Raw genomic sequence first — 19,003 nt, forward strand, 5'->3', positions numbered from 1 at the left:
TGTCATTGCCGGTTCAGTCCACGCTCCACGAGAAGCATCAGCTGACCGAAGAGGCGAGCCAATCATGAAACAGACGCTGAATTTGATTGGTATTTGAAAACATGGGTGAAACGGTCAAAACCACTTGTCCCTACTGTGGTGTCGGTTGTGGTCTGGTGGTGAAGAAAGATGGGCAGGGAGATTGGATCGTCAAGGGTGATTCGGAGCATCCCTCCAACTATGGTCGGCTCTGTTCCAAGGGAAGTGCCCTGGATGAGACCATCGAGTCTGACAACCCTGTAACGGGGCCGAACATTGATGGAAAACCTGCAGATTGGGATCGCGCACTGGAGCTGGTCGCACGACGTTTCAGGGAAACCATCGATCGCTATGGTCCCGATGCCGTGGCCTTTTATGTCTCCGGACAGTTGTTGACAGAGGATTACTATGTTGCCAATAAGTTGATGAAGGGCTTTATCGGTTCGGGCAATATCGATACCAACTCCCGCCTCTGCATGGCCTCTTCGGTGGCTGGTCACAAGCGGGCCTTTGGCACCGATACGGTGCCGGGTTGTTACCAGGATTTCGAACAGGCGGAGTTGATTGTCCTGACCGGTTCCAATACCGCCTGGTGTCATCCAGTACTCTATCGGCGCATCGTTCAGGCCAAGGAGAATAATCCAGCACTCAAGATCGTCGTGATCGACCCACGAGAGACGGCGACCTGTGAGGTTGCCGATCTGCATCTGCGAATAAAGCCAGGCTGCGACAGCCTGCTCTTCTCGGGACTGTTGAGCTTTCTTGACACCAATGGCGCCAAGCATCACTCCTTTGTCGAGGAGCATACGGAAGGCATGGCCGATGCCCTGCAGCAGGCCCGTTGGTATGCCCCATCCGTCACTGCCTGTGCCGATCTCTGTGGCCTGGCCATCGATGATCTGCTGACCTTTTATCGATGGTTTTTGCTCAGGGAGCGGGTGGTGACCCTCTACTCCCAGGGTATCAATCAGAGCAGCAGCGGTACTGATAAGGTGAATGCCATCATCAACTGTCACCTCTATACAGGTCGTATCGGACGTCCAGGTATGGGGCCTTTCTCCATTACCGGTCAACCCAACGCCATGGGGGGGCGTGAGGTGGGTGCACTCTCCAATCAGCTCGCCTGTCATATGGAGATCGATAATGCCTCACATCGGGAGCTGCTGGGCAGTTTCTGGCAGACAGAGAATATAACCGAGACTGCGGGGCTGAAAGCGGTGGACCTGTTTCGTGCGGTCGAGGATGGTAGCGTCAAGGCGCTCTGGATCATGGCTACCAACCCGGCGGTGAGTCTGCCTGATGGGCAACAGGTCAGACGGGCGCTGGAGAAGTGTGAATTTCTTGTGGTATCCGACTGTGTTAAGGATACCGATACTACTGCCTACGCGGATGTGTTGTTGCCTGCCCAGGGCTGGGGGGATAAGGATGGAACGGTGACCAATTCCGAACGCACCATCTCCAGGCAGCGCCGCTTTCTCCCAATGAATGGCAATGCCCGTCCGGATTGGTGGATGTTGAGCCAGGTGGCACAGCGGATGAATTATCCCGGTTTCGACTATCGCTCTTCCTCTGAGATCTTCAATGAGTATGCGCGCCTGTCCGGTTATCGGAATAGGGGTGATCGGGATTTCGATATCTCAGGGCTGGCGGATCTGAATCAACAGCAGTATGACTCGCTGGCACCAATACAGTGGCCTGTACCTTTGCCTGGTGAAAAGGGCACATCACGTCTTTTTGGTGACGGTCGTTTCTTTACAGCTACGGGTAAAGGCCGGTTCATTCCTGTTATACCAACTGCCCCCAGTGAGGCGCTGAGTAGTGCTTATCCGATAGTTCTCAATACCGGTCGGGTCAGGGATCAGTGGCATACCATGACCCGTACCGGCAGATCGGCACGACTCTTTGGACATGATCATGAACCCTTCGCTGAAATCCATCCTGACGACGGGCAGGCCGGTGATATTGCCGAGGGTGAGCTGGTCATGGTGAGTAGTCGATTGGCGCAGGTGGTGGTAAGGGCGCGCTTGACTGAGCGTCAATCAAAGGGAGAGCTTTTTCTACCCATGCACTGGAATGATCAGTTTGCCAGTAATGCCTGTGTCGACCGCCTGGTCAATCCTGCACTCGATCCTGTCTCCGGTCAGCCGGAGTTCAAACATACACCGGTATCCATCAAACCCTATCGACCGGCATGGCACGGATTTCTTTTGACCAGAGAAAAGGTCATGCTTGAACATGCAACCTATTGGGCCAAGGCAAAAAGACAAGGGCTCTGGCACTATGAACTTGCCGGTGATGAGACAGACGAGAACTGGTCAGCGGTTGCCAGGGATCTGTTGTTGTCGGCAAAGAATCTGATCCAGTGGGCAGAGATGATGGATAGTGCAGGCGGATACTATCGTGGCGTCAGTGTTGTCAATGGCCGGTTACAAAGCTGCCTCTTTATCGGTCCTGACCATCTGTTGCCAAAACGGGATTGGTTGGTGCAGCTTTTCAGTCGGCCGCAACTGACACGTGAGGAGCGTCTGCATCTCCTGGCGGGTGTGCCGGGTAATGCCCAGGAGGATGCGGGAAAAACCGTTTGTGCCTGTTTTGGGGTCGGTCGCAATACCCTCATTCATGGCATTCGAGCGCAGGGGCTGAATACGACTCAGGCGATCGGTGAACAGCTCAAGGCGGGAACCAACTGTGGTTCCTGCCTATGCGAAATCAAGGCATTGATTGAGGAGCAGGTGCACGAACCTGTCTGTAAAGCGAATTAACCATTGTTTCTAATAATTTTGTCAAACCAGGAGTCATAGTATGTCCCCCGATGAGATTATGACGGTCAAACAGAGCTGGGCAAAAGTCGTCCCCATCTCCGAGCAGGCCGCCGATCTGTTCTATATGCGGCTGTTTGAGGTCTATCCGGAAGTAAAGCCCTACTTCAAGGGCGACATGCAGGCACAGGGAAGGAAGCTGATGAATATGATCGATATGGCAGTCAACAGTCTGGACGATCTTGAACCTATGCTTGAGGCGATTCGGGACTCCGGCAAACGTCATGCAGGTTATGGTGTAAAGACGGAAGATTATGACAAGGTCGCAGATGCATTGCTTTGGACTTTGGAGCAAGGACTTGGCGAGGCCTTTACAGACGATGTGAGACAGGCCTGGGTAACGACATATACTGCGTTGTCTTCGGTGATGAAGTTGGGGGCTGCGGATATCCGTTAGCAGGTAATCCCATCCACCCGCCAATCAAGGCTGAATGGCGCGGTCTTGATTCACGCCTGAGTGGGTATGCCGCCACAGTCCTAAAATTGGAAGTAGATAAATACTTGAGGGGTGAGCGGCGGAAAGATAATCAACATAAAGATGAAGTAGCTGTAAATTACTGCCTGTACCAACCAGTGGGTTTTCAAAACATAGAGCATGTCCCCGGATCGCTCGATGATCAATTCCAGGATGATTATAGGTAGTACGAAAAAAACCAGCATGCCGAGTGAATAGAGAGAAAATTCGGTCATGGAGAAACTATGGAACAGCTGGCCGAACATGGATACCGCCTGCGACAGATTTTCAGCGCGGAACAGCAGCCAGGTGATGCATACCAGGTGGAAGAAGATGATTGCGGCGATGACTTTACCGGCAATGCCGGGGATATGAAGTTTTTTGGTCGCATCTTCCAGTGCATGGTAAACGACCAGGATGAAGCCGTGCGCCAGACCCCATACGGCAAAAGTCCAGTTGGCGCCATGCCACAAACCACCCAGAAACATGGTCAATACAAGATTTTTAAAAGTGTTGAAGACCCCGTGACGGTTACCTCCCAGTGGTATGTAGAGATAGTCTCTCAGCCAGGAGGATAGGGTAATATGCCAGCGCCGCCAGAATTCACTGGGTGTCCTGGCGAAATAGGGCATGCGAAAGTTCCACGACAGATTGATTCCCAGCCACTTTGCTATACCTTGGGCAATAGATGAATAGCCGGAAAAATCACCATATATCTGAAATGCAAACGCATATACGCCAATCAGGATTTCAGTTCCATTCAAGTCGCTGACCGGGGTGGCGAACACCTGATTGACAATGGGTGCCATGTTGTCGGCAATCACCACTTTTTTGAACATACCAATCAGGATGTGATAGAGGCCCTCTGAAAAATCACCTTTTGTAAAGGTTCGACGGTTTACTATTTGTGGTAACAGGTCTTTGGAACGCTCAATCGGCCCGGCAACCAATTGGGGAAAGAATGAGACGTATACAGAGAAATCCAGGAGATTGCTGGTGGGTTTTGTTTTACCCCGGTAGACATCGATCGTGTAGGCCAATGTCTGGAAGGTATAGAAGGATATGCCGACAGGAAGAATGATGTTGAGTGTCGGCATTGATACATAGAACCCCAGCGATTCGAGCAATACGGCAAATTCCTTTGAAAAGAATCCGAAATATTTAAAGAAGCCCAATAGGCCCAAATTGCTGCAAAGCGAGAGTAGAAGCCAGCGTTGTCGTATCGGTTGTCGCGTCTCCTTGACCAGATTCTGCGCAACTATGAAATCAACAATTGTCGAGAAAGCTATCAGACTTAAGAAGCGCCAATCCCAGTAACCGTAAAAAACATAACTTGCGACCAGAAGTAAAAAGTTCTGTCCGCGATGGCCGAGACGCCAATAGATCAAAATGACAGTAGCGAAGAAGGCCCAAAAAATATAACTATTGAATAACATGCATTAAAGCCTTATACACAGCTAGTGCGGAGTTGAGCGAATCTTTGCCAAATCATCAACCAGTCTGGCTGTCAACAAGGCACTGCCAGCTTTAGTCAAATGCATTTCGTCGGTAAAGAGATCATCTGTAATAAAATCAAGGTTCCGATAATCCAGCAAGGTAATATCTTTGTTTTTGACGGTATTGAGCAGTTCCGGATCTAAACTGTAGGGATTATTGCGGATTGGCATGGCCATCAAGACAATATCCTTGCCGTATGATTTCAACTGTTCGATGGTCAGGCTTAATTCACGGTAAGTTGTATCAGAAGCGCTTGCTGCACTATTTGTGCCGCGCAACCTGCGATTGATTTCCTGGGTTGACGTCATGTAGTGGGGAATCAGAATGCTTAGAATTTTATTGCGGATTGCTTCACGATGAGTAAATAAACGGAAAGTGGAGGCAGTTACAAATTCTCCTATTTGCGCGCTGTTCATTGTCGCTTGCTCGGTGATATGTATCAGGTCTTTGTATGAGCAGAAAAAGCCACCAAGGCTGGTGGGCAGTAGTCGTGATTGATCGGCAAGCTGACCCCAGGCAAATCCAATCAACACTGTGTCAGGTTTGTTTTTCAATTCATAGATGCGATTGCGCAGGATGCAGGTCCATGACCAGATGGTTGTTCCATCTGGAACGATCTTCTCGATTGTTGAATCGGCCTGGCCCTGCATGTTCAAGCCGGATTGTAGCCGGGATGCGTCGATTCCATCATTGGTCAGTGAGTTTCCCAGAATGAGTAGGCCAGGCTTGTTGCTTTTGTTTAAATTATCGGCGAGTTCAGGTATCTCCACGATATGTGCAACATTACCGGATAGCGTGCCTTCAACTGAGCGTAACAGGGTTTCGGCAGCTAACAGAATCACGAGCAATGCTATGAGGGCTTTTGCTACCGGCGGTAAATTTTTCATTGTTATAAACATACAAGCCTAACTGGAATGCAAGTCCTGGAGAAACGAAGATAAACGGCACGAAATCTAGGATGCCGCAATTTTAAACACGGACAAATTGCCTGGTGATATCTTGAGTTTGATCTATATCTCGATGACAGTTGCTATTCTAACCTTTTGTTGATCTGCTCTGTGTTAAAAAATACCGGGGAAATCGATACTAGTATACATGAGCGAAATATTGGTTTTTCAGGAGTTTACCCAAGATATTGAAACACTAATAATATCAAATCATCTGGATCAATAATCTCAGAGGTGGAGTCTCGCCAGCTCACGATCCGGTGTGCCGAATTCCCATGCTTCATTGAAAATGGTTTGCATTCTATTGGCCCTGTATCGATCGTTGTAACAGGCTGTGCCGATCAGGTTTACAGCCTGTTTTCTATGCAGATAACCCAATTCATCGACCAACATGAAATTTTCTTCATAATCCATATATTCGTCGCCAGGTATACGAATTTCAATGGCGGTTGACAGGCGTTGCGCCAATTCGACCAGTTGATGTCCCTGCTGTACCACCAGGGTGTTGTCCTGTAATAGGATGCGGATGCGACTGAAACGCGAGCGTGTCGCCAACTGTTGGACGGCATCGACGAAGGGAGGCGTGTCAAAGATCTGCGGATCGAGTGTTCGAGTAAAGATCGACAGGTGGCGCTTTGCCTGCCTTACCATGCATGTGGCATGTGCCTGGTGATCTTCAACGGTATGCAGATGGAAGAGTTCAGGGGTCTTGCCAAGCTGAGCCAGAAACAGCTCTTCAGCCATGTCCTGGTTGAATGAGAGCACCATCTTCTGATGTTCTATACCGGCCTCCATGAAGTGATCCCCGTCAGCGGTGAAACCTGCTTTGGCATAGAAGGGCTCTGCACTGGTCTGGGCATGCAGGAAGAGGCTCTGCAAGCCGATTGAGTCGGCATGTTGAATCAGGGTTAACAACAACGCCGTACCAATCCCCTGATTGCGCCATTCCGGGAGTACTGCCATGCGCCCGATCTGTCCATTACCCAGCAGGCGTGCGGTTGCTATGGGGCGTTGCGCTTGATCCAATGCGAGCAGATGATAGGCCATCATATCGTCGTCATCCCACTCCATGGCCTGTGGGACACCCTGTTCCTCTACGAAAACTGGCTCCCTGACCTGGCGCAGTAACTCCCGCTCCTCGGGCCATTTCGCCTTTCTTATAGTGTAGTCACTCTGTGTCATCGCCAAATTGCAGATGTCCGTCGTTGTAGAGTCGGCACAGCAGGGAGAGATAGACCGGTTGTTCCAACCACTCCTGCAGATAGCCGAAATGGAGTACACGATAGTGGCTAAGGACCGGCAGAAAATCACCGGTGTCACTGGGTAGAGTATAGTCTTGGCCATTCACATACAAGGTGTCGTAGCCGTCATGTTCATTGCGACTGAAGGCCATGCGGGCGTAGTGGTGACGGTGGATAACAGCCTGCTCACGAAAGCGATTATGAAAGGCCTTTTCATTCAGTGGCTTCGTGCGTGGGTAGATCTGCAGATGCTCCTTCGCTTCGGTTACGAAGCGGCCAAACCAACGATCGTTTTGCCGGCCTCTATGCAGACACTCTTCAAGCAGTGCCTTGAATTCATCCAGGGAGGAGGGGAGTATCTCGCCAGGGGCGGTCTGAGGTTTCAGGGGTGGATCCCGATAGCGCTGTGGTGGCATGCGATCATCAAGCGCGGCCTCGAACCAGGCAGTCGCCATCTCATGCATCGAGGGTGCGCGAAAACCCACCGAACAGGTCATGCACTCGCCCTCGGCTATCCCCCAATGGGCCACATTGGGTGGTAGGTAGAGCATGTCCCCTGGCTCAAGCAGCCACTCCTGTTCCGCTTCGAACTCCGGCAGGATACGCAGTTCGAGGTCGGGAATGAACTCCTCCTCGGATACATCCCGGGTGTGGATTTTCCAGCGACGTCTGCCTTTGGTTTGGTAGAGAAATACATCGTAGTCATCGATGTGGGGTCCGACCGAGCCTTGGTCGGTGGCGTAACTCACCATGACATCATCGAGCCGCCAGTCGGGGATAAAGTGGAAATAGTCCAGCAGCCCCGCAATCTCCGGCAGATGTTTATCCACATCCTGCACCAGCAAGGTCCAGTGGCTCTCCGGCAGATCGGCGAAGATGGCTTCATCGAATGGTCCGTAGCGGGCCTCCCAGGGTGTGGCGCCATCCTTTTCAAGTACCAGGCGGGACTCGATGTTTTCATCGCACGCCATACCGGCCAGTTCATCCGCTTCGAGACCGCATTCAAAGCCGGGTAGCGGATTGTGTAGCAGCAGAGGTTTGCGTTGCCAATATTCGGCAAGAAATTGTTGTGCCGATATACCCTCGGGAAATTGCAAGTTCTGCATTAGTGCTCAATCCGTTCTGTTGTAGTTTCAGTGGCTGAAGATTGCTATATATCGGCGGTTTGCTCCTTGGCATTACCGGTATAGTTCATCGGGGTCAGGCGCTTCAGCGCTGCCTTTGCATGCTCAGGGATATCCAGTTGATCGACAAACTGCTGCAGCTGTTCAGGTGTTATGCGTTGACCGCGTGTCAATTCTTTCAGCTTTTCGTAGGGCTTTTCGATGTCGTAACGCCGCATTACCGTCTGAATCGGTTCCGCAAGCACTTCCCAGTTCTGTGCCAGGTCGTCGAGCATGGTCTGGCCATCGGCTTCGAGCTTGTCCAGGCCCCGCTGTATCGATTGCAGGGCGATGCTGGTATGAGCCATGCCCACCCCGAGATTGCGCAATACTGTGGAATCGGTCAGGTCCCGTTGCCAGCGGGAGATGGGAAGTTTGGCGGCAAGGTGGTCGAAGATCGCGTTCGCAATACCCAGGTTGCCTTCACCATTCTCAAAATCGATGGGGTTGACCTTGTGCGGCATGGTGGATGAACCGATCTCGCCGGCGACGGTTTTTTGTTTGAAATACCCCAGGGATATGTAACTCCAGGTATCACGGCAGAAATCGATCAGTATGGTATTCATGCGCGCGACGGCATCGAACAGCTCAGCTATGTAGTCATGGGGTTCGATCTGGATTGTATAGGGATTCCAGGCGATGCCCAGACTCTCGACGAACTGTTTGGCGAAGCCCTGCCAGTCGACTTCAGGGTAGGCGGCCAGGTGGGCGTTGTAGTTGCCGACAGCGCCGTTGATCTTGCCCAGCAGCTGTGTGGATGCGATCTGTTCCCGTTGACGACGCAGTCGGTAGACCACATTTGCCAGCTCCTTTCCCATGGTGGTCGGGGATGCCGGCTGTCCATGGGTGCGACTGAGCATGGGTTGATCAGCCAGTTGGTGAGCCAATTGCCTGATGCTGCTGATCAAATCGTCGATCAGTGGCAGCAGAACCTGACCACGTCCTTCACGCAGCATCAGTGCGTGGGAGAGATTATTGATATCTTCCGAGGTGCAGGCAAAGTGGAAGAATTCACTGATGCCTTCCAGTTCCTCATTCCCGGCAATCTTCTCCTTGAGAAAATACTCAACCGCCTTGACGTCGTGATTGGTGGTGCGCTCGATATTCTTTACCCTTCGGGCATCCTCTTCACTGAAGTTGTCGACGATAGCATCGAGGATGTTGATGGCATGCTCACTGAGGGTGGATACCTCCAGCAGGTCATTATGTGTTGCCAACGCCTGCAGCCAACGTACTTCCACCAAGACCCGATGACGGATCAATCCGAATTCACTGAAAATAGGTCTTAGGTCGGCACTTTTGCTGCCATATCGGCCGTCGATGGGGGATACCGCTGTAAGCGAGGAGAGTTCCATAGGAGTCTGTCCACCAGGTTGTTGAAAAAAGCGTGGATTATACCCGATAGAGGTCTAAAACCCAGCATGCAGCATCTGCAGCCGGGCTCGCTACTGGCTCTCCTGGATCATTTTTCTCAACACATAGGGGAGTATGCCGCCGTGTTTGAAGTAGTTGACCTCATTCGGCGTATCGATACGCACCTTGACGGAGAATTGTCGCTCGCTGCCACTGTCTGACCTGGCGGTGAGCTGAATTTCATGCCCAGTCTGATCTCCCGGGGAGGGGATCTCAAAGCTCTCATCGCCCGTCAGGCCAAGGGATTCCGCACTCTCCCCGGGAAGAAACTGGAGTGGCAGAATTCCCATACAGACTAGGTTGGTGCGGTGGATGCGCTCATAACTCTCTGCGATCACCGCACGCACACCCTGGAGGGCCGGTCCCTTTGCTGCCCAGTCCCGGGAGGAACCCGATCCATACTCCTTGCCGGCAATGATGATCACAGGTACGGATTCCTCACGATAGCGCATGGCGGCGTCATAGATACTCATCTCCTCCTCAGAAGGGAGATGGCGGGTAACCCCGCCCTCGGAGCCGGGGAACAGCTTGTTGCGCAGGCGGATGTTGGCGAAGGTACCGCGCATCATGACTTCGTGATTGCCACGGCGGGAGCCGTAGGAGTTGAACTCTTCCGGTTTGACCCCCTTCTCGGTCAAGTAGAGCCCGGCAGGACTGTCGGCCTTGATCGCGCCCGCAGGAGAGATATGATCCGTGGTGACGGAGTCCCCCAGCCAGGCCAGGCAGCGGGCAGCGCTGATATCCTCAAGTGGCTTGATTACCAGGGACATTTCCTCGAAATAGGGAGGGTGGCGAATATAGGTGGAGTCTTCATCCCACTCGAAGCTATCACCTGTGGGTGCTTCCAATGTTTGCCAGCGCTCGTCACCGTCGAACAGTGACGAGTAACTGCAGTAGAAGGCCTCGCGATTCAGATTGGCGGCGATGCAATCGGCTATCTCCTTACTGGATGGCCAGATATCCTTGAGAAACACAGGTTTGCCATCGGTGCTTGTGCCCAAAGGCTCGCTATAGAGGTCTACATTCATGGTGCCGGCAATGGCATAGGCGACCACCAGAGGTGGGGATGCCAGATAGTTCATACGCACTTCCGCATGTACACGACCTTCAAAATTCCGGTTACCCGATAGCACTGATGCCACTGTCAGGTCGCCATCGCTGATCGCCTTGGAGACCGCCTCCGGCAGGGGGCCGGAGTTTCCGATACAGGTGGTGCATCCATAGCCCACCAGGTCAAATCCCAGGTTCTCCAGAGGCTTGTTCAGCTCCGCCTGCTCCAGATACTGCATCACCACCCGGGAACCAGGGCCGAGAGAGGTCTTGACCCAGGGTTTGACGGTGAGGCCATGAGCGATTGCCTTCTGAGCCAGCAGACCCGCGCCGATCATAACCGTGGGATTGGAGGTATTGGTACAGGATGTGATCGCTGCGATCACCACGGCACCATCGCCGATATCGGCGGATGCACCATGGATATTGGTGGAGACCGATTGATATTCACCACCGTTGAAGACCTTTACCGCTTCGACGAAATCCGCTTTGGCGTCTTTCAGTGAGATCCGGTCCTGGGGGCGTTTGGGGCCGGCAAGGCTGGGTTCTATCTGTGACAGATCGATCTCCAGGGTCTCACTGTACTCTGCCTCTGGCGAGTCTGGGGTGTGAAACATCCCCTGCGCCTTGGCATAGGCCTCCACCAAAGCGACCTGGTCATCACTGCGGTTGGTCAATCGCAGATAGTCAAGGGTCTCCTGATCGATGGGAAAAAGGCCGCAGGTGGCACCGTACTCCGGTCCCATGTTGGCGATGGTTGCTCTATCACCCATTGGCATGGATGCAATCGCGGGTCCGTAGAACTCCACGAACTTACCTACCACACCATGTTCACGCAGGCGCTCCACGATGGTTAAGACGAGATCGGTTGCCAGGCAGCCCTCGGGCAATACTCCCGTGAGTTTGACCCCCACCACCTTGGGAACGAGCATCGAGATCGGTTGACCCAACATGGAGGCCTCGGCCTCGATGCCACCCACGCCCCATCCCAACACACCGATACCATTTATCATGGTGGTGTGGGAATCGGTTCCGACCAGGGTATCGGGGAAGGCCTGGAGTACGCCATTTTTCTCTTCCCCATAGATGACCCGGGCCAGATACTCCAGGTTCACCTGATGCACGATACCGGTATCGGGAGGGACGACCTTGAGGCTCGAGAAGGCCCCCTGACCCCATTTCAGGAACTGGTAACGCTCCTTGTTGCGTTGAAATTCCAATTTGGCGTTGAGTTCGAAGGCACTGGCATCGCCGAAATGGTCAACCTGCACAGAGTGATCGATGACCAGTTCCGCTGCCTGCAGTGGATTGATCATGGAGGCGTCACCGCCCAGGCCCACCATGGCATCGCGCATGGCAGCAAGATCAACCACCGCAGGAACCCCGGTAAAGTCCTGCATGAGCACGCGAGCCGGGCGGTACTGAATCTCCCTGTTCGGCTCAGCCTGAGGATCCCAATTTGCAACAGCCTGGATGTCGTCGGCGGTCACGGTCACGCCATCCTCATGCCTGAGAAGGTTTTCCAGCAGAATGCGAATCGAAAAGGGCAGGCGATGTGTGTTTTTCAGGCTATCCAGACGAAATATCTGATAGCTGTTGCCATTGACCGAAAGTTCACTTTCCGCACCAAAGCTGCTACTCATTAGGCTCTCCTACGGTTTGAAAATCAGAAGGTTGTTATTCATTTTTCATGTTATCCATAACTTCCGCACTCTTCTCTTTGGTGGCGTCCACCACCTCGCCTGTCTTGGTTTTTGCTGCATCATAAACCTCAGCACTCTTTTCACCAACTGCTGAAACGACCTCTTTTGTCTCCTCTTTTACCGCGCTGCCCATCTCGCTGGCGGCCTGCTTGGTGTTTTCATAGACCTCCTTGCTGGTATCAACAACCGCATCCGCCGCGTCTTTACTGACCTCTTTGGTTTTTTCCCATGTCTCTTTACCGGCTTCGGCGACCTTGTCTGTGATATTGGTTGCAGAGTATTTCATCTCTTGGGTAGTGGAGGAGGATTCCGGATCACTGGATTGGCTGCAAGCTGTCAGGGCGAACAGGCCACTTAATGCTAGTACAAGTTTGGTGTTGCTCATAATCATATTCCCTCAATGTTCAAATATGTAATCAATTCCACAGTGGTTACTACCGCGGTTCCTATTTATACATTGAAATGCTGCTTATAATCTGTCACTTAGTGTGATGAGTTAACCTTTTTTCACATTGATCGCATGGATCTACGCAACCACGCGCGACTATTTTTCCCTTTTGGATGAGCTGTTTGCTTGTAAGTCCAGTTGGAGGTTGTCAAGGAGTTGTTTGCAAGCATTGGTGTAGCGTCTGCGCACAAATAAAAGCTGCCTGCGTTTACCACCGGTCTGTCGCCACAGGGTGGCTGCCCTGATGCCGGACAGCAGCAAGGCGCGGATTTTATTTACATTGTCGCTGTTCTGCAGGTAAACAGGCTCTCCACTCACCATGATTCTGGGAGAGAGCTGGCTGATATTGTCAGCATAGATCTCCGCCAGGGCGCCAAGAATATTACTGTGTGTGGCTGGGAAGTGGACCAGCCTTTGGGCGATGGTTGTAAGACCGTGCTTTATCTGTTCCAGGCGATCCAGATGGCGACTGAGTTTACGTTCCAGTTGGATAATCCCGAGCAGATAGCGGGTCAGTTCATCATCCCGTGTCTCTTCACCACTCAATTGACGATAGGTTAGCCGAAGACCAGGCTCGATCCCCTTCAGGCCACCATACACATCCACCACACTGTCTGCATCGATCTGGAACAGGCTATGGATGTTTGCTGCAATACTGTCAGCGTTAACCAATCCGCGACGTGCCACTTGTTGAACCAGGCTTGATGCCTGGTATATGCCTGAAAGGGCGATTGCACGATCACTGTCGCTGTATTTCATCTGTTTGTTCACTACTGGAAATTGAATTCCTGGTTCTTAGTTAGTATTTGCCACACTTGGCACGGTTTCGGTCTCCTCAATGATACCTCCTCCAAGGCAGCTGTTGTTGTGATAGAACACAATCGACTGTCCTGGCGTCGCCGCCCGCTGGGGTGAATCGAACTCCACCTGATAGCGTTGATCATCCCCAGCCGAGACTCGGCAGGACTGGAGCGGCTGACGGTGTCGAATTCTTGCCAGGCAGTTCAGGGGATCATCGGTTGGTGGTTGACCCGCTACCCAATGCATCTGATTGGCGGTGAGGAGATCGCACATCAGCAAGGGGTGATCATGACCCTGTACCGCAATCAGGACATTTCTTCCAATATCCTTTGCTGCCACGAACCAGGGGGCCTCGACTGAGTCTCGCCGGCCGCCTATGCCCAATCCCTGCCGTTGCCCGAGGGTATAGTAGATCAAACCCTGGTGGCGACCGATGATATTGCCTTCGGGATCCTCGATATCGCCGGGCTGCGCCGCCAGAAAACGTTGCAGGAAATCCCTGAACTTACGTTCACCAATGAAGCAGATGCCGGTGCTGTCCTTCTTTTTATGATTGGGAAACCCCGCCTTTTGTGCAATCTCCCTGACCTGATGTTTACTCAACCGGGCGAGGGGAAAAAGGCTGTGACTCAAGGCTCTTTGGCCCAGCATATAGAGAAAGTAGGTTTGATCCTTATCCTCATCCGCGGCCCTCTGCAGTTGATAGCCCGCCCCATCCCTGGCTACTGCGGCATAGTGCCCGGTTGCGATAGTGGACGCCTGTAAATGATCCATAGCGTGGTCGAGAAAGGCCTTGAACTTGATTTCACGGTTGCATAGCACATCCGGGTTGGGGGTTCGGCCGGCGCCATACTCAGCAAGAAAATAGGCAAAAACCCGGTCCCAATACTCGGTGGAAAAGTTGACTGTATGCAGTTGTATCTTCAGACAATCGGCCACCGCCTGAGCGTCAGCCAGGTCTTCCGTCGCGGAACAGTAATCAGCACTGTCATCCTCCTCCCAGTTCTTCATGAACAGACCTTCGACCTGGTAGCCCTGCTGTTGCAACAGTAAGGCGGCGACGGATGAGTCCACACCACCGGAGAGACCGACTATGACTCTGCCTTTATCTGGCATGGTTCTGCCTATTTCTGGCTTGATCCGATTTCTCTTCGCTGTCACCGATGATGATCCACTCACCAGGTTGGAGGTTCTTCAGGCGCCAGCGGTCAACTGCGACACGAATCAGGCGCAGGGTAGGGTATCCGACTGCCGCCGTCATACGGCGGATTTGGCGATTTCGTCCCTCACAAAGCTGAATCTCCAGCCAGGAGGTGGGGATTGATGCCCGGTGGCGTATAGGCGGGTTCCTCGGCCAAAGGTTGGGTTCATCCATCCGTTTGACCTTTGCCGGCAGGGTTGGACCATCTTTCAGGTTGACGCCCTGTTGCAGTCGAGTGATGGCCGTGGGATCCGCCACACCCTCAACCTGAACCCAGTAGCGCTTCCAACGCTTACGACTGGGGGCAGTCAGGCGGTGTTGTAATCTGCCGTCATCGGTGAGCAGCAGCAGACCTTCGCTGTCCCGGTCGAGTCGCCCGGCAGCGTAGATCCCCTTTACGGAGATGTAGTCGGCAAGGGTCTCACGTCCCTCGGTGTCGGAAAACTGTGTCAGGACCCCATAGGGTTTATTGAAAAGAATCAGCATTCTAGGGTAACCGCGGTAGATCCCGATTTGCCTGGATAAAAGGCGTTATGATAGTACCGCAGTGGTGAAACTGGAACCTGTCATTCTCCCATGTGCCTCACGCGTCGGACAGCTGACCCTGAGTGGTGATTGGCGCCGCGGATCAAGCGGTCTTGGGCCGAGTCAGAATTGGGGAATGAAAAAAGCCGGATCGGGATCACCGAACCGGCTTCGTCTTTTACTGATCAGGCGATCAGCTATTGTCAGGTCTATTCGCTTGCTGCAACCCGTTGGATATTGGTTGCATGAAGTCCTTTGGGTCCTTGACTGATCTCAAATTGGACCTTCTGACCCTCCTTCAAGGTTTTGTATCCATCCATCTCAATTGATGAAAAGTGGACGAAAACGTCCTGTTCTCCATCTTCCGGGGTTACAAAACCGTAGCCCTTGGCGTTGTTAAACCACTTTACGACTCCAGTCGCCATAGCTATTACTCCTCACTATCGAAGACCCGGGAGGGTGGAGTGGTAGTAGCTTCGCGGTTGAGATTTAGAGCGCATGCGGCAGGGAGAGATATTAAAAAAAACCGGTTAGAAGAGATTTCTATTGGATTGTTTAAGTGTCTCTACAAAGCCTCAATGTAAAAAAATCCCAACAGTAACCCGCTACCTGTTATTTTGCAGAGAGGCTCGAAACTGCTCTGTCCACCTGCCCAAGTACCAGCCATTAGTTAAAAACAGTGGGCGTCAATATAACAGCCCTAATTAAAGTGTTGCTGATCCTTCTAAAATGGGAACTATTATCAACACTGTAGGGAGAAGTATAGTGTTCTCTCGTCATCGGTCAACAAATATGTAAATTTTCTAAAAGTTATTAGGTTGTTATTGGTGTTTTCCCTAATATATCGGGTCTATCCATACGAAGAATCCCTAGGCAGCATATACCCAATAAGTGGTAATGAGAGGATACTGGCCTGAAGAGAGAGGACTACGCTCATTAAGCAGGAATGCAACTTTCAAACAGCTTGGCATTCGAATCTTATTCTCGATTTCGCTAAGATATTGTTTCGCTAACTGCATCCACCATATCTTCTGAGTTGAACCAAATATCCCGAATATAATTCCGCTTTTCAGGCCATATTGGCCTGCTAGAATCAGCCATTATGAGTAATCGAGAACAAACATCACACGAAGACGGTCTAGCATTACAGGAGGCAGTACCGAAACTCAAAAAACCTCCATTGTTTAAGGTTATTATCCTGAATGATGACTTTACACCCATGGAATTCGTGGTTTTGGTTTTGGAAACCTTCTTTAACATGGACCGGGAGAAGGCGACCCGAGTGATGCTTCATGTGCATACCCGCGGTGTTGGGGTGTGTGGCGTATTTACGAAAGACGTGGCTGAAACAAAGGTGTCACAAGTCAATGATTACTCTCGCAGCAACCAGCATCCGCTGATGTGCACCATGGAGGAGACCTGAGCGGAGCTATATGGAGTTTCTGAGATGTTAAACAAAGAGTTGGAATTTACCCTGAATCAAGCATTCAAGAATGCCAAAGAAAGGCATCATGAATTCATGACGGTGGATCATCTATTGCTTGCCCTGTTGGACAATCCCACCGCTGTCGCGGTGCTGCGTGCCTGTGGAGCGGATATTGAGAGCATGCGAAAAAACATCAGCAGTTTTGTCGACGAGACGACACCGCTCATACCCGATGGGGATGACAGGGAGATTCAACCCACCCTGGGATTTCAGCGAGTGCTGCAGAGGGCTGTATTCCATGTCCAATCATCCGGTAAAAATGAGGTCACGGGCGCCAATGTGCTAGTCGCCATATTCAATGAGCAGGACTCACAGGCGGTGTTTTTTCTGAATGAACAACATGTGAGTCGACTGGATGTTGTTAACTATATATCCCATGGCATATCCAAGGTCGACGGCGCAAGCCAGGAAGAGACACCAGCCGATCTATCCAGTGAGTCCAAGGGTGATGGTCAGACGAGCCCATTGGAGAGTTATGCCTCCAATCTGAATCAACTTGCGGAACAGGGCAAGATCGATCCCTTGATCGGTCGTCTGCAGGAGGTCGAGCGCACCATCCAGATACTCTGCCGGCGGCGCAAAAACAACCCGTTACTGGTGGGAGAGGCAGGTGTAGGTAAAACCGCAATTGCAGAGGGTCTGGCGAAGAAGATCGTAGATAGTGAGGTGCCCGACGTACTTGCCAATGCCACCATCTACGCCCTCGATCTTGGGACCCTGGTTGCGGGTACAAAATACCGCGGTGATTTTGAGAAACGCCTGAAGGCGGTGCTTGCGGAACTGAAACGGGAAAAGGATGTGGTGCTGTTTATCGATGAGATACATACCATCATCGGCGCAGGGGCTGCATCCGGTGGGGTTATGGATGCCTCGAACCTGATCAAACCGGTGCTGGCCTCCGGGGAGTTGCGTTGTATCGGTTCCACGACCTACCAGGAGTTCAGGGGGATCTTTGAGAAAGATCGCGCCCTGGCCCGGCGTTTCCAGAAGATCGATGTGGAAGAGCCCACTGTGGCTGAGACGGTGGAGATCCTGAAGGGGCTGAAAACCCGTTTCGAGGAACATCACCATATCGAGTATACCCAGGATGCCTTGAACAGCGCCGCGGAACTCTCGGATAAATATATCAACGACCGTCATCTGCCCGATAAGGCGATCGATGTCATCGATGAGGCTGGCGCGAATGTACAGCTGCAACCGGAAGAGGAGCGGAAAAAGGTCATTGATGTGGATGAGGTTGAGGCCATTGTGGCGAAGATTGCGCGGATTCCGCCGAAGAAGGTCTCCACATCCGATACCGAGGCCCTGCGCAATCTTACCCGGGATCTCAAGCTGGTCGTATTTGGACAGGATCCGGCCATCGATGCCCTGACGGCTGCCATCCGCATGAATCGCTCCGGCCTGGTCAATGAGGGTAAGCCGGTTGGTTCCTTTCTCTTCACCGGTCCTACCGGTGTCGGTAAGACCGAGATCAGTCGCCAGCTGGCGAGGATCCTCTCTATGGAACTGATCCGCTTCGATATGTCCGAGTATATGGAGCGCCACACCGTTTCCAGGCTGATCGGTGCACCGCCAGGGTATGTCGGGTTCGACCAGGGTGGACTGTTGACAGAGGAGATTGCCAAGCATCCTCACTGTGTATTGTTGCTCGATGAGATCGAGAAGGCTCACCCTGATGTCTTCAATCTTTTACTCCAGGTGATGGATCACGGTACCCTAACCGACAACAATGGTCGCAAGGCCGACTTCCGCAATGTGGTGATCATCATGACCACCAATGCCGGTGCCCAGGAGATGAGCCGCTCGTCCATCGGTTTCACCAAGCAGGATCATAGTAGCGACGGCATGGAAGCGATCAAAAAGATGTTCACCCCCGAGTTCAGAAACCGTCTGGATGCAATCATCCAGTTCGCCGGCCTCACACCTGAGCATATCGCCAAGGTGGTGGATAAATTCATCTTCGAGCTGGAGGGGCAGCTACAGGAGAAACATGTCAGTCTGGTGATCGAAGCGGAAGCCAGGGTATGGCTAGCGGAACATGGCTATGATCCGAAGATGGGCGCCCGCCCGATGGCAAGGTTGATTCAGGATGAGATCAAGAAACCCCTGGCGGAGGAGCTGTTGTTCGGTAAGCTGGCCGGTGGAGGAGTGGTCAAGGTCGATGTGGCGGATGATAAGCTGCAGTTTGATATTATCGGGGAGCAGGTGCCCGATACCACATTGGATGATAACTGATC

Annotated in this window: 15 protein-coding genes; 4 read left to right on the forward strand and 11 right to left on the reverse strand. The window is 52.2% G+C overall.

Annotation, left to right across the window (positions count from 1 at the left end; genetic code table 11):
- Positions 1-101 precede the first annotated feature (101 nt).
- Together R2K28_RS06180 and R2K28_RS06185 are read left to right on the forward strand one after the other, a co-directional pair.
- Positions 102-2,780, forward strand: coding sequence for a molybdopterin-dependent oxidoreductase (locus R2K28_RS06180; protein WP_316368488.1), 2,679 nt, complete (start codon positions 102-104; stop codon positions 2,778-2,780).
- A gap of 40 nt (positions 2,781-2,820) precedes the next feature.
- Complete coding sequence (locus R2K28_RS06185) at positions 2,821-3,234, forward strand: globin family protein (RefSeq protein WP_316368489.1); 414 nt, start codon at positions 2,821-2,823, stop codon at positions 3,232-3,234.
- 80 nt (positions 3,235-3,314) lie between these two features.
- Here R2K28_RS06185 and R2K28_RS06190 read toward each other — a convergent pair whose 3' ends face one another.
- The 11 genes from R2K28_RS06190 to cspD form a co-directional block, all read right to left on the reverse strand.
- Positions 3,315-4,727: an MBOAT family O-acyltransferase gene (locus R2K28_RS06190; protein WP_316368490.1), complete on the reverse strand. Its 1,413-nt coding sequence runs from the start codon at positions 4,725-4,727 to the stop codon at positions 3,315-3,317.
- A gap of 21 nt (positions 4,728-4,748) precedes the next feature.
- Positions 4,749-5,675 carry a hypothetical protein gene (locus R2K28_RS06195; protein ID WP_316368491.1) on the reverse strand — a complete coding sequence of 309 codons (927 nt, stop codon included), beginning with the start codon at positions 5,673-5,675 and terminating at the stop codon, positions 4,749-4,751.
- Between the two features lie 288 nt (positions 5,676-5,963).
- Positions 5,964-6,917 carry a GNAT family N-acetyltransferase gene (locus tag R2K28_RS06200; RefSeq protein ID WP_316368492.1) on the reverse strand — a complete coding sequence of 318 codons (954 nt, stop codon included), beginning with the start codon at positions 6,915-6,917 and terminating at the stop codon, positions 5,964-5,966.
- The gene (locus R2K28_RS06205) at positions 6,904-8,082 is read right to left on the reverse strand and encodes a cupin domain-containing protein (protein WP_316368493.1); all 1,179 of its coding nucleotides are present in this window, start codon (positions 8,080-8,082) and stop codon (positions 6,904-6,906) included. Before R2K28_RS06205 ends, R2K28_RS06200 begins: the two co-directional genes overlap by 14 nt.
- A gap of 44 nt (positions 8,083-8,126) precedes the next feature.
- A complete protein-coding gene (gene purB, locus R2K28_RS06210) occupies positions 8,127-9,494 on the reverse strand; it encodes an adenylosuccinate lyase (RefSeq protein WP_316368494.1) in 1,368 nt (455 codons plus the stop codon).
- Between the two features lie 90 nt (positions 9,495-9,584).
- Positions 9,585-12,245, reverse strand: coding sequence for an aconitate hydratase AcnA (acnA, locus tag R2K28_RS06215; RefSeq protein WP_316368495.1), 2,661 nt, complete (start codon positions 12,243-12,245; stop codon positions 9,585-9,587).
- Between the two features lie 34 nt (positions 12,246-12,279).
- Positions 12,280-12,690, reverse strand: a complete 411-nt coding sequence (locus R2K28_RS06220) for a hypothetical protein (RefSeq protein WP_316368496.1) — start codon at positions 12,688-12,690, stop codon at positions 12,280-12,282.
- Positions 12,691-12,849: 159 nt separating this feature from the next.
- Positions 12,850-13,512, reverse strand: coding sequence for a high frequency lysogenization protein HflD (gene hflD, locus R2K28_RS06225; RefSeq protein WP_316368497.1), 663 nt, complete (start codon positions 13,510-13,512; stop codon positions 12,850-12,852).
- Between the two features lie 36 nt (positions 13,513-13,548).
- Positions 13,549-14,670, reverse strand: a complete 1,122-nt coding sequence (gene mnmA / locus R2K28_RS06230; protein WP_316368498.1) for a tRNA 2-thiouridine(34) synthase MnmA — start codon at positions 14,668-14,670, stop codon at positions 13,549-13,551.
- Positions 14,660-15,241: a pseudouridine synthase gene (locus R2K28_RS06235; RefSeq protein WP_116448593.1), complete on the reverse strand. Its 582-nt coding sequence runs from the start codon at positions 15,239-15,241 to the stop codon at positions 14,660-14,662. The genes mnmA and R2K28_RS06235 overlap by 11 nt, the downstream gene beginning before the upstream one ends.
- A gap of 248 nt (positions 15,242-15,489) precedes the next feature.
- Positions 15,490-15,705, reverse strand: a complete 216-nt coding sequence (gene cspD, locus R2K28_RS06240; RefSeq protein ID WP_116444696.1) for a cold shock domain-containing protein CspD — start codon at positions 15,703-15,705, stop codon at positions 15,490-15,492.
- A 677-nt stretch (positions 15,706-16,382) separates the two neighbouring features.
- Between cspD and clpS the strand changes: the two genes are divergently transcribed.
- Positions 16,383-16,703, forward strand: coding sequence for an ATP-dependent Clp protease adapter ClpS (gene clpS, locus R2K28_RS06245; RefSeq protein WP_316368499.1), 321 nt, complete (start codon positions 16,383-16,385; stop codon positions 16,701-16,703).
- A gap of 24 nt (positions 16,704-16,727) precedes the next feature.
- Positions 16,728-19,001 carry an ATP-dependent Clp protease ATP-binding subunit ClpA gene (gene clpA, locus R2K28_RS06250; protein WP_316368500.1) on the forward strand — a complete coding sequence of 758 codons (2,274 nt, stop codon included), beginning with the start codon at positions 16,728-16,730 and terminating at the stop codon, positions 18,999-19,001.
- The last annotated feature ends 2 nt before the right edge of the window (positions 19,002-19,003 follow it).

Source organism: Candidatus Thiodiazotropha sp. CDECU1, assembly GCF_963455295.1.
Classification (GTDB): Bacteria; Pseudomonadota; Gammaproteobacteria; order Chromatiales; family Chromatiaceae; genus Thiodiazotropha.

Excerpts from the sequence above, each read along its gene's own strand:
- R2K28_RS06180 (WP_316368488.1), top strand. The coding sequence starts at position 102 with ATGGGTGAAACGGTCAAAACCACTTGTCCCTACTGTGGTGTCGGTTGT.
- R2K28_RS06185 (WP_316368489.1), top strand. The coding sequence starts at position 2,821 with ATGTCCCCCGATGAGATTATGACGGTCAAACAGAGCTGGGCAAAAGTC.
- R2K28_RS06190 (WP_316368490.1), bottom strand. The coding sequence starts at position 4,727 with ATGTTATTCAATAGTTATATTTTTTGGGCCTTCTTCGCTACTGTCATT.
- R2K28_RS06195 (WP_316368491.1), bottom strand. The coding sequence starts at position 5,675 with ATGAAAAATTTACCGCCGGTAGCAAAAGCCCTCATAGCATTGCTCGTG.
- R2K28_RS06200 (WP_316368492.1), bottom strand. The coding sequence starts at position 6,917 with ATGACACAGAGTGACTACACTATAAGAAAGGCGAAATGGCCCGAGGAG.
- R2K28_RS06205 (WP_316368493.1), bottom strand. The coding sequence starts at position 8,082 with ATGCAGAACTTGCAATTTCCCGAGGGTATATCGGCACAACAATTTCTT.
- purB (WP_316368494.1), bottom strand. The coding sequence starts at position 9,494 with ATGGAACTCTCCTCGCTTACAGCGGTATCCCCCATCGACGGCCGATAT.
- acnA (WP_316368495.1), bottom strand. The coding sequence starts at position 12,245 with ATGAGTAGCAGCTTTGGTGCGGAAAGTGAACTTTCGGTCAATGGCAAC.
- R2K28_RS06220 (WP_316368496.1), bottom strand. The coding sequence starts at position 12,690 with ATGAGCAACACCAAACTTGTACTAGCATTAAGTGGCCTGTTCGCCCTG.
- hflD (WP_316368497.1), bottom strand. The coding sequence starts at position 13,512 with ATGAAATACAGCGACAGTGATCGTGCAATCGCCCTTTCAGGCATATAC.
- mnmA (WP_316368498.1), bottom strand. The coding sequence starts at position 14,670 with ATGCCAGATAAAGGCAGAGTCATAGTCGGTCTCTCCGGTGGTGTGGAC.
- R2K28_RS06235 (WP_116448593.1), bottom strand. The coding sequence starts at position 15,241 with ATGCTGATTCTTTTCAATAAACCCTATGGGGTCCTGACACAGTTTTCC.
- cspD (WP_116444696.1), bottom strand. The coding sequence starts at position 15,705 with ATGGCGACTGGAGTCGTAAAGTGGTTTAACAACGCCAAGGGCTACGGT.
- clpS (WP_316368499.1), top strand. The coding sequence starts at position 16,383 with ATGAGTAATCGAGAACAAACATCACACGAAGACGGTCTAGCATTACAG.
- clpA (WP_316368500.1), top strand. The coding sequence starts at position 16,728 with ATGTTAAACAAAGAGTTGGAATTTACCCTGAATCAAGCATTCAAGAAT.